This window comes from Amycolatopsis sp. cg9, from assembly GCF_041346945.1.
Classification (GTDB): Bacteria; Actinomycetota; Actinomycetes; order Mycobacteriales; family Pseudonocardiaceae; genus Amycolatopsis.
Genome location: NZ_CP166850.1, coordinates 10,387,121 through 10,399,907, shown reverse-complemented (window position 1 = coordinate 10,399,907; position 12,787 = coordinate 10,387,121). Strand labels below are relative to the sequence as shown.

Here is a 12,787-nt window from a genome sequence, read left to right as displayed (position 1 = left end):
ATGATCTCGTTCGTGCCCGAGCCGCACCTGCTGGACTCGCCCCGGGGCCGGGACTGGCCCCGGCCCCCGGTGCCCGCCCCGGTTCGCGGCACGGTGCCCGCCTCGTCGGCGGACGTCGTGGTCGTCGGGGCCGGCCCGGCCGGTGTCGCGGTGGCTTCCGCGCTGTGGCACCACGGCGTCCGCGACGTCGTCATCGCCGACCGGACCGGCCGCCCGTGCGGCCGGTTCTTCGGCCGGATCGACCGGCTGGGCCAGCGCGTCCTGCGGTCGCCGTACGAGCACCACCCCGGCGTCGAGGGCTACCGGGACTGCGAGCTCCTGGACTTCGCGCGCCTGCACTGGGGACGCCTGACCCGCACCGAGCGGCGCGAGATCCGGATGTCGCAGTCGGGCCACCGGTCGGTGGTCCCGGTGGACGTCTTCGACGCCTACTGCGACCACCTGATCGCCAGCCACCACATCGGCCGCAAGACGTGGCAGGCGCGCGTCCGCGAGGTCGTGCCCGAAGGCGACGCGGTCACCGTGCGGGCCGACCGGTTCTCGGTCACCGCCCGGCACGTCGTGCTGTGCCTCGGCGAGGAACGCCGGGAAGCGCCGGATTCGTGGTGGGGCGGCGGCGCCGCGCCGGCCGGAGTGTCCTATTGGGACGAATCGGTGCCGGTCGGCGGGCGGTGCGTCGCGGTGGTCGGCGCCGGGCTCACCGCGGCCCACCTGATCGCCGGCGCGCTCGGCGAAGGCCGCGAAGTGCACTGGGTCGTGCGGGAAACCGGCGAGCGCTACCAGTGCGCCGACGTGAACTCCTCGTTCTTCCGCCCCGAAGGCCGCTTGCGCTTCAACCGCGTCGGCTGGTCCGAGCGGCTCGAGCTGATGGGCCGGTTCCGCCGGGCGTCGATCATGTTCGAGTTCCGGCCCCTGCTCGAACGCGCGGAGGCCGAGGGACGGCTGGTCGTGCACCGCGGCGCCGAGGTCAAGAGCATCGGTCCCGGCGTCGGCGGGACGACCGTGGTGCGCCTGGCCGGTGGCGGGCGGATCGCCGCCGACCACGTCCAGCTCGCGCTGGGCACCACCCCGTCGATCGGCGAAGGCCTGCTGCCCGACGAGGCGCTCGCCGTCCGCGACGGCTGGCCGGAGCTGGACGAGCGGACCCTGGCCCACGTCCGCGCACCGCGGGTGTCGGTGGTCGGCGCCGCGGCCGCGATGGTCCTCGGCCCGGCGGCCCGCAACATCGATGGCCACCGCGTCGCGACGACCCGCGCCGCCGCGGCGATCGCCCAGGTCCTGCGCGGCGGCGAGCTCCCGGCCCCGGCGCCGGCGGCGAAGACCGCGGTCGGGGTCTGAGGAGGAACGTGATGGACGCCGGCGAAGACACCCGGTTCGCCCTGCCCGCGGTCGACGACCCCGCCGCCACCGAGGTCGGGGTGATCCTGCTCGGCCTGGAGGGGGACCGGCTGCTCGCCGGGCTCGGCCTCGCCCGGCTGGCGGACGACCCGGCGCTGGTGACGCAGGTGGTCGACCAGGCCCGGCACGGCGTCCCCGACGCCGGCCTGCCCGGGCTGCTGGAAACGGGCAAACAGCACTGGCGTGGCCTGCGCTCGGCGCTGGGCGACCCGCCGTCGACGTCCACGCCGGGCTCGCTCCGGCGGGAGTGGGACCGGGCGTCGGCCCGGGTCGCCGCGGCCGTGCCCGGTGCGGGTGCCGCGTCGCTGGCCTACCTGACGGCGTGCGTGCTCCGCCGCGCCGACGTCGACCGGATCGCGGATCGAAAGGACACCGATGTCGTACTTGAAGTCCCTGCCGGCTGAGACCACGCTGCTGCAGGTCTTCCAAGCCAACCCCGGCCCGGCCCGGCACCTGCTGGCTTTCCACGAGGAGCTGCTGCGCGGCGATTCGCCGTTCACGCCGGGGGAGCGGGAGCTGATCGCCGCCTACGTCTCCGGCGTCAACGACTGCGGGTACTGCCACGGCATCCACACCGTGACCGCCGAGGCCTTCGGCGTCGAGGCGGGCCTGCTGGGCGCGGCGCTCGACGACCTGGACTCCGCGCCGATCGACGAGCGGCTGAAGCCGGTCCTCGCCTACGTCGGCAAGCTGACGCGGACGCCGTCCCGGATGACCGGAGCCGACGCCGAAGCGGTGTTCGCGGCGGGCTGGGACGAGCGGGCGCTGCACGACGCCGTGCTGGTCTGCGCGCTGTTCAACTTCATGAACCGGATGGTCGACGGCCTCGGCATCCAGGCCGACGACGCCTACAAGAAGCTCTCGGGCGAGCGCCTGAAGCACAGCGGCTACGGCGGTCTCGCCCAGCTGCTCCCGGAGGCCTGACGTCGTGAGTGTTCAGGGCGGTTAGAACCGCCCTGAACACTCACGACCACCTGCGGTCAGGACTGGGCGAGGTCCGCGAAGAACCCGGCGATGTCGCGGCCCAGGGTCTCCGGTGACTCGACGGCCGGGTAGTGCCCGCCGCGCTCCATCACCGTGTAGCGGCGCAGGTCGAACCGGCTCTCCACCCACTTCCGGGGCACCGCCGCGGGTTCGCGCGGGTAGGCCGCAACCGCCGTCGGCACGTTGAACAGCGGCTGCGCGTCGCTCTTCGGCGTCCACGGCTTCTGGAAGCTCTCCGCGTACAGCCGCGCGGTGCTGCCCATCGAGTTCGTGAACCAGAACAGCGAAAGCGTCGTGAGGACGCGGTCGCGCGGGTAGCCGGTCTCGAAGTCGCCGTCGTGGTCGGTCCAGTCGTGCAGCTTCTCCACCAGCCACGCCGCGGTCGCCGCCGGCGAGTCGCCGATGTAGGCGATGCTCTGCGGCCGGGTCGTGTGCAGCACGAAGTAGCCGTTGCTGTACCGCGCCCACGCCGTGTTCGCCGCGCGCCGCACCTTCTCGTCGTCGGCCCAGAGCTCCTCGGGGATCGGGCCTTCGAGGCTGAACGGCATCGTCGTGTGCAGCCCGGCGACCGCTTCCGGGTGGTGGTGGGCCAGGTGCTGGCCGATGATCGAGCCCCAGTCTGAGCCGTAGATGCCGTAGCGCTCGTGGCCCAGCACCTCGGTCATCAGCCGGTGGAACATGCCGGCGGTTTCGGCGTACCCGATGCCCGGCCGGGCGAGCGGCGTCGAAAAGCCGTAGCCCGGCAGGTCCGCCACCACGACCTCGTGGCCGGCCAGGTGCGGCAGCACATCCTTGAAGTCCCAGAACGTCCACGGCCAGCCGCCGATCAGCAGCAGCGGCACCTTCCCCTCGCCGGGGACGTGCAGGTAGTGCACCGGCTGGCCGTCCAGCTCGACGCGGTAGTGCGCGTGGGCGTTCATCTCCGCCTCGTGCGCGCGCCAGTCGTAGGTGTCCCGCCAGTCGGCCAGCAGCCCGGCCAGGTACTCCTGGTTGGTCCCGTACTCCCAGCCGTCGTTGGCCAGGTCGCCGGGGAGACGCGTGCGCGCGAGGCGCTCGCGGAGGTCCTGGATGTCCTCGTCGGGCACGGCGATGCGGAACGGTTCCGGTTTCGGCAAGGGATTCGCCCTTCGTTCGTGATGACCACGGCCGCGGACCCGGCCGCGAGCGCGGTGGTCAGCCCAGCCGGCCGAGGCCGCCGTACATCCGGCGGGTGGTGTCGCCTTCGCGGCGCCAGTGCCCGGTCGGCACCAGGCCGGGCGGCTGCAGGGTGAAGCCGGTGAACAGCGCCTCGATCTCGGCGCGGGTCCGGAAGACCATCGGCGACGTCGCGTTGCGGTAGATCGCGCGCATGGTGTCCTGCTCGGCTTCGGGTGACTCGTCGGCGTTGAGGTGCGAGAGCGCGAGGAACGACCCCGGCGCCAGCCGCTCCCGGAAGGTGCGGATGATGCCGTGCGGGTCGTCCTCGTCGGTGACGAAGTGGAAGACCGCGACGCACAGCAGCGCGACCGGCTCGGCGAAGTCGATCAGCCCGGTCAGCTCCGGATGGTCCACAATGGACAACGGCTGGCGCAGGTCGGCGGTCAGCAGCCGGGTGATCTTCTGCTGGTCCTCGGTCAGCAGCGTCTTCCCGTGGCTGGCGACGACCGGGTCGAGGTCCACGTAGGCGACCCGGGCGTCCGGGATGGACCGGCGGGCGATCTGGTGCGTGTTCTCCATGCTGGGCAGCCCGGCCCCGACGTCGATGAACTGCCGCACCCCGTGCTCGGCGGCGAGGTGGTGCACCACCCGGCCGAGGAAGCGGCGGTTCTCCCAGACGACGTCCTTGGTGAGCACTTCGCCGACCTGGTCGATGACGGCGTCCCCGGCCGCCCGGTCGACCGGGAAGTTGTTGTCCCCGTGGAGGAAGTAGTCGTACATCCGCGCCGGCGACGGCTTCTCCGCCGCCACGGCGTCTTCTGCTCCCGGCATCTTGGCCTCCCGCACGTCGGTCCCGGCCGCGAGCCTAAGCCGCGCCGGGACCGCGGTCGCCTTCGTGCGTGCGCTGGTTCAGTGCTGCGGGTACTCGTCGCGCAGCCGCAGCCACCCCATGGTCGAGGTCTGCGGCCAGCCCTCCGGCGAGTCCTCCCAGACCTCCTGGCGCCCGTAGGGGGTGAGATCGAGCAGGTTGAAGTCGAGCCGGAGCCGGTCGGTGCCGCGGCCGTTGGTGAACCAGGTGCGGAAGACGTCGTCACCGTCGCGCAGCAGCACGCTCACGCCGAAGCCGCCGCCGGTGCCCATGTCTTCGTTGAACGTGCTGCCGTAGCTCGAGTACCACGGGATCTGCCAGCCGAACCGCTGCCGCAACGGTTCGAGTTCTTCCTGCGGCGCCACGGACTCGAGGATCAGCCGCACCCCGCGGGGAGCCAGGTGCGCCCACGGCGAGAGGTTGTCGGTCAGCGACGCGCAGCCGACGCAGAGGTGATCGCTGCCCGGCTGCTTCATGTAGTGGTAGATGATCAGCTGGTTGTGGCCGTCGAAGAGGGAAACGAGGTCACCGGTTTCGCCGTCGGGGCCGGTGAAGACGTAGCCGTCCTTCAGTCGCACCATCGGCAGCCGCCGCCGTTGCGCGGCGAGGTCGTCCAGCGCGTGGGTGAGCTCCTTTTCCTTGACGAGGAGCTTGTCGCGCTCGGCCTGCCATTCCTCCGCCGAGACGACGGGCGGGCGATTCATGGGTGGGTCCTTTCCTTCGGGGGCGGGGGAAATCGACCGTAGCAGCGGGGCAGGGGGTGGAACACCGGTCGCGGGAGGGAGCGCACGGCAGAAGACGCCGGTCAATCGTGTGGGTGAAAGACTGAAGCTTTTCCTCCGGCGGCGGTCGGGAAATCCGGCAGTCGAGGAGAGGCGCGGGGGCCGGCGAAGCCGGAAACTGGGGCCTCGACCCGTACCCAGCCGAAAGTGGTCCAGTCCATGAACGCGATTCCCGAACGCACCGGCGTCACGACCTTCCGCGGCCGTCCGGTGACCCTGCTCGGGCCGGCCGTCGGCGTCGGCGACCAGGCTCCGGACTTCACCGTCGTGGCGCCGGACATGTCCCCGGTCGCGTCCGCCTCGCTCGCCGGCCGGGTGCGGATCGTCTCGGTCGTGCCGTCGCTCGAGACGCCCGTCTGCGACCTGCAGACCCGCCGGTTCAACGAAGAGGTCGCCGGGCTCGGGGACGTCTCCGTCCTCACCGTCTCCGTCGACCTGCCCTTCGCGCAGGCGCGCTGGTGCGGGGCCGCCGGGATCGAGGGTGCGCTGGTCGGCTCCGACCACCGCGACCTCTCCTTCGGCACCGCGTACGGCGTCGTGATCAAGGAATTCCGGCTGCTCGCGCGCGCGGTTTTCGTGATCGACGCGAACGACACCGTCGTGCACGCCGAATACGTCCCGGAAATCGGCGAGCACCCGGACTACGACGCCGTCCTCGCCGCCGCCAAGGCCGCCGAGACGGCCCGCGCGGCCGCGTAACGCGAAGCACGAATGAAGGCGCCCGTGCGGAACCGGGTGCCCACCATGGTAACCGGGGTTTGCTGTGCCGAACCCGGCAGAGATCCGTGACGACAAGGGGCCGGAATGACGACCACCGAACAATCCCGTTTGGACGCGTACTACGGAGAGTTCACCAGCGACAAGGAGAAGGAGGTGCTCCAGGTTCCGCTGCGGCTGGTCGCGGCGTGGGCGAAGAACGACGCCGACGGCGTCGCCGACGTCTTCCTGGAGGACGGCCTCCTGCTGCTGCCGGGTGACGTGTACAAGGAAGGCCGCGAGGAGATCCGCATCTTCATGAAGGCCGCGTACGCCGGGCCGTTCAAGAACAGCGGCGTCACCGGGCAGCCGGTCGACCTGCGCTTCGTCACCGACGACGTCGCGCTGATCCGCACGCACGGCGGCATCCTCGCCGAAGGCGAGACCGAGATCGCGCCCGAGCTGGCCGTCCGCTCGACCTGGATCACCGTCAAGCGCGACGGGACCTGGTACCTGGCCGGCTACCAGAACAGCCCGCGCGGCGAAGGCGCCACCCTCCGCTGGTAACCCCCATCTTCGAGGAGAAACCGATGACTTCCAAGGCTTCCGACCTGGTCGCCAAGGCCAAGCAGTGGGCCGGCTACTACGGCGACTTCCCGAACGGCGAGGAGGGCGCGGTCTTCACCGTTCCGCTGCGCCTGCGCGCCGCCTGGGACGCCGGTGACGCCGACGCGCTCGCCGACCTGTTCACCGTCGACGGCAGCATGCTGATCGGCGACGAGCAGCTGCGCGGCCGCGAGGCGATCCGCGCCTACCTGACCGAGCAGTTCGCGGGCGCGTACCGCGGCAGCCGCGTCGCCGACGAGCCGGTGCAGGTCAAGTTCCTGGCCGACGGCGTCGCGCTCGCCATCACCAAGGGCGGCTTCATCAACGAGGGCGAGACCGAGATCGCGCCGGAGAACGAGAACCGGGCCACCTGGGTCGTGCGCAAGGAGGGTGGCGACTACAAGCTCGTCTCCCACCAGACCAGCCCGATCCGCGGCTGAGCCCGCCCCCGGTGCGAAGGCCACCCCGACGCCCTCGGGGTGGCCTTCGCGCGTGGACCGTCCACTGTGGTCGCGCACGGGAGGAGTCGACGCCGGTCGCGGCGCGCCGCCACGATGGGGAGCCACAGGCGACGAGCGGAAGGTGATCCCGTGGACAGCAAACCCGCAAGACTCTCCGAGACCGAACAGGCCGGGATCCGCTTGTTCGAGGAGACGCTGGGCTACGTCTACTCCGCGGCGTTGCGCGCCGCGGCCGCCGTGGGCGTCGCCGACCACCTGGCCGACGGCCCGAAGACGGTCGTCGAGCTGGCGCAGGCCACCGGGGCCCACGCGGACAACCTGAACCGCGTCCTGCGGGCGCTCGCCATGCGCGGGGTGTTCCACGAGGACGACCAGGGGCGGTTCGAGCTGACGCCCGAGGCCGAGCTGCTGCGTTCGGACGTGCCGGGCTCGCTGCGGTCCGCGGTGCTGACGTTCACCGACAAGACGTTCTGGAACTCGCACGGCGAGCTGGCCCACAGCGTCGAGCACGGCGACGCGTCCTTCGACAAGGTCTTCGGCACGACGTTCTTCGACTACTTCCGCGACGTCGAGTCGCCCGAGACGTTCTACTCGGGCATGCAGTCGAAGTCGGACTCCGAAAACGCTTCCATCATCCGCAACCTGACGTTCCCGGCGGGCGCGATCGTCGTCGACGTCGGCGGCGGGTACGGCGGGCTGCTGCTCGAAGCGCTGCGCGCGGACGACAGCCTGTACGGCCTCCTGATGGACCTCGGCGACCACGTCGTGTCCGGTCACCGCCTCGGCGAGCTCGGCGACGACGACCGCTGGGAGCTCGTCACCGGCGACTTCTTCGAGGAGTGCCCGCCGGCCGACGTGTACCTGCTCAAGCACATCATCCACGACTGGAACGACGAGCAGTGCGTGCGGATCCTGCGCAACTGCCGCCGCGCGATGCGGCCGGGCGGCCGGATCGTGGTGCTGGACACGGTGATCCCGCCGCGCAACGAACCGCACCTCGGCAAGCTCTTCGACATCATGGTCATGTCGATCCTGCCCGGCCGGGAGCGCACCGAGGAGGAGTTCCGGGCGCTGTTCGCGAAGGCCGAGCTGGAGCTGACCCGGGTCCTCGACACCGGGTTCGCGGTCTCGGTCGTGGAGGCCGTGGCTCGCTGAAGGGGACGTCAGGCGCATGTGACGCGCTGAAGGGGACTTTCCTCGCACCGGATGCGAGGAAAGTCCCCTTCAGCACACCGGGGGTCAGGCCGCGAGGTCGCCGGCGAGGTCCAGCAGGTGCTGGAGCGCAGTGGCTTGCGGGTGCAGCCGGCGGCAGATCCCGTTGATCCGCTCCGGCAGCCCGAGCACCTGCTCGGCGGTGAGCAGCCCGTGGGCGAGGAACCAGCCCGCGTGCGCGTCGATCTCCTCGAGGCAGTGCAGCTCGTACAGGTCGGACGGCAACTCGCCGGAGAGGACTTCCGCCGACGAGCGGGCGGAGTGGGCGGCGGTGAAGCGCAGGGCCAGTTCGGACCGCGCGTTCCAGCCGGCGAACGTCCCGTCCAGCCCGGTCGTGAGTTCCTCGTGCAGCAGCCGTTCCCGGTGCCGGAAGAGCGTCACCCACTCGTCGGCGCCCGGTGCGGCCGCGGGCGGGGTGTAGTCCTGGCCCGCGGCCATCGTCCAGGCGGCGTCCAGCCGGATCAGCCGGTTGTCACCGCCGGCGGACTGGAACGCGAGCGTCAGGCCCTGGTAGCCGATGAGCCGGTGCTCGGAGAAGAACCCGGCCGTCCCGCTCGCCGACCGCGCGCGGTTCACGGCCGCGTCGGCCAGCGAGGTGACCGCGACCTTGGTCAGCCCCAGTTCGCGGTGCACGCCGGGTGGCGCGCCGAAGGACCAGTACCGGCCGGTTTCGCGCCGCGCGAGCGTCGTCGCGGCCAGTGCCGAAGCCAGCGCGCCGAACAGCAGGCGCTGCTGGTTGAGGTGGTCGATCGCCGGGATCTCGCCGGCCAGCCGGTCGAGCGTTCCGCGGCGGCTCGCGCGTTCGAGGGCGAGTGAGACGCTCGCGCGCGCGACCGCGGCCAGGCCGACGGTGATCGCGCCCCAGCCGAACCGGCCCATGCTCATCGTGCGGCGGCCACGGGCGCCGGCGTCGGCCAGCGGGTCGTGGAACCGGCCGTCCGAGGTGATCGACGCGCCGTCGCGCAGCCAGCGCCGGTAGGGCACGCGGACGCCGTCGAACCGGACGGTCGCGTAGTCCAGCGGCAGCAACGCGGTCGGCGGGCACGGTTCGATCGTGACGCCCGGGCACGGGCCGCGCTCGTCGCGCACCGGGACCAGGAACAACGCCGTGCCGTGCTCCTCGCCGCCGGTGACGAGCCGGGCGCTGACGACGGCGAGCGTCGCGAGCCCGGCCGGCCCGAAGGTGGCGGGGTACTTCGCCGCGCCGGGCACCGGGGTCGACAGCACGAACTCCCGCGTCGCCGGGTCGAAGACGGCCTCGGTGTGCGTGCGGGAGTTGCTGTTGGCGTGGCCCAGTTCGGCGAGCAGCGCGGCGCCGGCCCAGCGCCCGGAGCCGAGGCCGGCGACGTCTTCTTCGGCCGCGCCCTGGTCGAGCGCGGCGCCGGTGGCCATGCAGTGGTGCAGGAACAGCAGGAAGAACTCGCCGGGGTCGGCCACCGCGCTCGATTCGAGCACCGACCGCAGGCGGGGGTGGTCGTGGAGCAGGGGCCGGTCGGCGGCGAGCGCGGCCCGCAGGCGCGCTCCCGGCGGCTCCTCGGTTCGGAAGGGAATCATGTCCGCCCTTTCCGCGGGCCGGGTTCACTCCACTGTCGCACGGTAACGGGGGTGAGCACAGCGCTCTACTCCGAGCGTGCGCTCTGGGTTTCGTGATTCGCCGGAAAGTGGCAACGCCTGCCGGGCGGTGCCATTCTCGGTCATTCCACATCCTACTCTCCACAGGAGTGACCGTGAATTCGAAAACCACACTGACCAGAGAACTGTACGACGGGCTGCAACTCGTCGAGTTCGACCGCTGGGACGCCATCATCGCCGATGACGTCCTCATCAACAGCCCGGCCCAGTTCGGGCAAATCGGTCTGGGGGCACTGAAGGAATGGGCGAAGTGGTTCGTGCGCCTCGGCAAGCGCATAGACCTCGTCGACGAGCACCTCGCCCTGGACGAACAGGGGAACGGGCGGGGTTTCATCGTCTTCAACCTGCACTGGAAACACGACGAGCCGTTCTTCCACATCGGGCCGACCGGTCGCGAGGGCACGTCCGTCGAAACAATTGTGCTGAAGATCGAAAATCACCGGATTTCGCAGATCGACGTCGCGAGCAACACCGTCGACCTCGTCCTCTACCTCACCCAGCGCGGCTGGCCGTACCCGCACAACGTGCGCCCGGAGCCGCTCGTCGCCGGTCTCGACCGGAGCGCGTGACGTAGCGGCAATGCAGAAGGCGCCGGGTCACGGGGTGAGCGCCGATGATGGGCGGGACCCGTCCGCTGAGGCTAAGAGGAGGACCCGGTGTCCGCTGAAGTCGACGCGTCGTCCGCGTTGGACGACTACTACGGCCCGTTCACGAGCGAGCGGGAGAAGGAAGTGCTGGGCGTCCCGCTGCGGCTGGTGGAAGCCTGGGCACGCAACGACGTCGACGCGGTCGTCGACGTCTTCACCAAGGGCGGCACGCTGATCCTGCCCGGTGACGTCTACAAGGTCGGCCGCGACGAGATCCGCCCGTTCCTGGCGGCCGCGTTCGCCGGCCCGTTCAAGGGCTCGCGGATCACCGGCAAGCCGGTGGACCTGCGGCTGGTCAACGACACCGTCGCGCTGATCCGCACGCACGGCGGCATCCTGGCGCCGGGGGAGACCGAAATCTCGCCGGAGCTCGCCGTCCGCTCGACGTGGACGGTCAAGAAGGAAGAAGACGGCGTGTGGTACCTCGCCGGCTACCAGAACAGCCCGCGCGGCACCGGCGCGACCCTCCGCTGGTGACCACCCGAAACACCGACGAAGGAGCCGCAATGCCCGCCACCGCAACGGAGATCCTCGCCTCGTACGGGGTCGAGGAGGACACGGACTTCTACCGCGAGTTCACCGATCCCCGCGACCGCGCCGCGCTGACCGTGCCGCTGCGCATCACGCACGCGTGGAAGACCAACGACGCGGACGAGTTCGCGGGGGTCTTCACCGAGAACGGCAGCCTGCTCATGCAGGACGAGCAGCTGACCAGCCGGGAGCAGATCCGCGCCTACATGCAGGCGGGCTTCGACGGCCCGCTGGCCGGCGCGCACGTCAAGGGCTGGCCGCTGCAGGTCACGTTCCTGGCCGAGGACACCGCCATGGTGATCACCCAGGGCGGCATCATCCTCGACGGCGAGACCGAAACCGCGCCGGAGCGCCAGATCCGCGCCACCTGGATCGTGGTGGAGCGCGACGGCGAGTGGTCGCTCCTGTCGCACCAGAGCAGCCCGGTCCGCGGCTGAGCACGCTCCGCCCGGCGGCGTGCTCCGCAATCGCGGAGGTGCGCCGCCGGAGCGGGAAAGCGGATTCTCGATCCGACGCCGCACGTGGAAACCCGGAAGGACCACCGATGACGACGAACGTCCCCGTCCCTTCGCGCGAGGAACTGGTCCGCCGGGCCCAGGGCCTGGTGCCCCTCCTGCAGAAGAACGCCGTGTGGCACGAGGAGAACCGCCGCCTGCACGACGACACCCTCGAAGCGTTGGGCGACGCGGGGTTCTTCAAGCTTCGCGTGCCGAAGCGCTACGGCGGTTTCGAAGTCGACACCGCGACCCTGAACGCCGTGCTCGTCGAACTGGCCCGCGGTGACGGCGCCGTCGGCTGGACGACGTCGGTGTGGAACATCCCCGGCTGGATGGTCGGCATGTTCCCGGACGCCGTCCAGGACGAGGTCTACTCGACGCCGGACGTCCGCGTCTGCGGGACGCTCAGCCCGGGCGGCCAGGCCGTGCCCACCGACGGCGGTTACGTCGTCAACGGCCGCTGGGGCTTCATCAGCGGCGCGCTGCACAGCCACTGGCAGGAGATCATCGCCATCGCCCCGACGCCGGACGGCCAGGGCATGTGGCCGGTCGCTGCGCTGGTGCCGCTGAGCGACCTGCAGGTCATCGACGACTGGTACACCATGGGCATGGCCGGCTCCGGCAGCGTCACGACCGTCGCCAACGACCTGTTCGTGCCCGCCGAGCGCGTCATCCCGCTGGTCTCGATCCTGCAGGGGCAGAGCCACTCGCCGGCCAGCGCCGAGCTGCCGATCTACCGGAACCCGTTGCTGGGCGTGGCGAACGCGTCTTCGGCGGGCACGCCGATCGGGCTGGCCGAGGCCGCGATGGAGAACTTCCTCGAGCGCGTCGGCACCCGCAAGATCACCTACACCGACTACGCGCACCAGGCCGAAGCGCCCGTCACGCACCTCAAGGTCGCCGAGGCCCGGCTGCAGATCGACCAGGCCGCCTTCCACGCGGACCGGATCACCCGGACCGCCGACGAGAAGGCCGCGACGGGCGCGGAGTGGTCGCTCCTCGAGCGCGCCCGCACCCGCGCGGACATCGGCGCGATCTGCAAGCTCACCAAGTCCGCCGTGGACGCGCTGAGCCTCGCCAGCGGTGGTTCGTCGGCCTACACCAGCGTGCCGATCCAGCGGATCGCGCGTGACATCCACGTGGTGAACCTGCACGCGCTGATGGCGCCCGACACGAACAACGAGCTCTACGGCCGGATCCTGCTCGGCCTGGAACCCAACACGCAGTACATCTGAGGCGCCCCGCACCGGCGGAGAAGTCATCGACCGACCGCCGGGTACGGTGAATTCGGTTTCGGAAAGTGTTGTGTGCCAACGTTCCTGGGGCGAATTACGTC

The 12,787-nt window shown here is 71.1% G+C and carries 15 protein-coding genes; 11 read left to right on the top strand and 4 right to left on the bottom strand.

Annotation, left to right across the window (positions count from 1 at the left end):
- Genes AB5J73_RS47395 through AB5J73_RS47385 form a run of 3 tightly spaced genes read left to right on the top strand, consistent with a single transcriptional unit; the run spans nt 1 to nt 2,322 of the window.
- The gene (locus tag AB5J73_RS47395; protein ID WP_370966673.1) at nt 1–1,338 is read left to right on the top strand and encodes a hypothetical protein; all 1,338 of its coding nucleotides are present in this window, start codon (nt 1–3) and stop codon (nt 1,336–1,338) included.
- Nucleotides 1,339–1,349: 11 nt separating this feature from the next.
- Complete coding sequence (locus AB5J73_RS47390; protein WP_370966671.1) at nt 1,350–1,802, top strand: DUF6187 family protein; 453 nt, start codon at nt 1,350–1,352, stop codon at nt 1,800–1,802.
- Nucleotides 1,774–2,322, top strand: a complete 549-nt coding sequence (locus tag AB5J73_RS47385; protein WP_370966669.1) for a carboxymuconolactone decarboxylase family protein — start codon at nt 1,774–1,776, stop codon at nt 2,320–2,322. Before AB5J73_RS47390 ends, AB5J73_RS47385 begins: the two co-directional genes overlap by 29 nt.
- Nucleotides 2,323–2,378: 56 nt before the next feature.
- On the opposite strand, the gene AB5J73_RS47380 is transcribed toward AB5J73_RS47385, so the two are convergent.
- The 3 genes from AB5J73_RS47380 to AB5J73_RS47370 all read right to left on the bottom strand — a co-directional run bounded on the left by AB5J73_RS47380 (nt 2,379) and on the right by AB5J73_RS47370 (nt 5,091).
- Nucleotides 2,379–3,497: an epoxide hydrolase family protein gene (locus AB5J73_RS47380; protein ID WP_370966667.1), complete on the bottom strand. Its 1,119-nt coding sequence runs from the start codon at nt 3,495–3,497 to the stop codon at nt 2,379–2,381.
- A gap of 58 nt (nt 3,498–3,555) precedes the next feature.
- The gene (locus AB5J73_RS47375) at nt 3,556–4,350 is read right to left on the bottom strand and encodes an SAM-dependent methyltransferase (protein WP_370966665.1); all 795 of its coding nucleotides are present in this window, start codon (nt 4,348–4,350) and stop codon (nt 3,556–3,558) included.
- Nucleotides 4,351–4,428: 78 nt separating this feature from the next.
- Complete coding sequence (locus AB5J73_RS47370; protein WP_370966663.1) at nt 4,429–5,091, bottom strand: DUF899 domain-containing protein; 663 nt, start codon at nt 5,089–5,091, stop codon at nt 4,429–4,431.
- Between the two features lie 237 nt (nt 5,092–5,328).
- Between AB5J73_RS47370 and tpx the strand changes: the two genes are divergently transcribed.
- The 4 genes from tpx (at nt 5,329) to AB5J73_RS47350 (ending at nt 8,087) form a co-directional block, all read left to right on the top strand.
- Nucleotides 5,329–5,868 (top strand): thiol peroxidase, encoded by a 540-nt coding sequence (gene tpx, locus AB5J73_RS47365; RefSeq protein ID WP_370966661.1) that lies wholly within the window; start codon nt 5,329–5,331, stop codon nt 5,866–5,868.
- Between the two features lie 105 nt (nt 5,869–5,973).
- Nucleotides 5,974–6,432: an SgcJ/EcaC family oxidoreductase gene (locus AB5J73_RS47360; protein ID WP_160697723.1), complete on the top strand. Its 459-nt coding sequence runs from the start codon at nt 5,974–5,976 to the stop codon at nt 6,430–6,432.
- A gap of 23 nt (nt 6,433–6,455) precedes the next feature.
- The gene (locus tag AB5J73_RS47355) at nt 6,456–6,911 is read left to right on the top strand and encodes an SgcJ/EcaC family oxidoreductase (RefSeq protein WP_370966658.1); all 456 of its coding nucleotides are present in this window, start codon (nt 6,456–6,458) and stop codon (nt 6,909–6,911) included.
- 150 nt (nt 6,912–7,061) lie between these two features.
- Nucleotides 7,062–8,087, top strand: a complete 1,026-nt coding sequence (locus tag AB5J73_RS47350) for a methyltransferase (protein WP_370966656.1) — start codon at nt 7,062–7,064, stop codon at nt 8,085–8,087.
- An 84-nt stretch (nt 8,088–8,171) separates the two neighbouring features.
- Here the strand turns inward: AB5J73_RS47350 and AB5J73_RS47345 are convergent, their stop codons facing one another.
- Entirely contained in the window at nt 8,172–9,698 is a 1,527-nt protein-coding gene (locus AB5J73_RS47345; protein ID WP_370966654.1) for a hypothetical protein, read from the bottom strand.
- A 167-nt stretch (nt 9,699–9,865) separates the two neighbouring features.
- On the opposite strand from AB5J73_RS47345, the gene AB5J73_RS47340 reads away from it, so the two are divergent.
- The 4 genes from AB5J73_RS47340 to AB5J73_RS47325 all read left to right on the top strand — a co-directional run bounded on the left by AB5J73_RS47340 (nt 9,866) and on the right by AB5J73_RS47325 (nt 12,686).
- On the top strand, nt 9,866–10,345 hold the full coding sequence (locus AB5J73_RS47340; protein ID WP_370966652.1) for a hypothetical protein: 480 nt from the start codon (nt 9,866–9,868) through the stop codon (nt 10,343–10,345).
- A gap of 87 nt (nt 10,346–10,432) precedes the next feature.
- Nucleotides 10,433–10,900 (top strand): SgcJ/EcaC family oxidoreductase, encoded by a 468-nt coding sequence (locus tag AB5J73_RS47335; RefSeq protein ID WP_370966650.1) that lies wholly within the window; start codon nt 10,433–10,435, stop codon nt 10,898–10,900.
- A 29-nt stretch (nt 10,901–10,929) separates the two neighbouring features.
- Nucleotides 10,930–11,391, top strand: coding sequence for an SgcJ/EcaC family oxidoreductase (locus AB5J73_RS47330; RefSeq protein WP_370966648.1), 462 nt, complete (start codon nt 10,930–10,932; stop codon nt 11,389–11,391).
- Nucleotides 11,392–11,498: 107 nt separating this feature from the next.
- Nucleotides 11,499–12,686 carry an acyl-CoA dehydrogenase family protein gene (locus AB5J73_RS47325; RefSeq protein WP_370966646.1) on the top strand — a complete coding sequence of 396 codons (1,188 nt, stop codon included), beginning with the start codon at nt 11,499–11,501 and terminating at the stop codon, nt 12,684–12,686.
- The last annotated feature ends 101 nt before the right edge of the window (nt 12,687–12,787 follow it).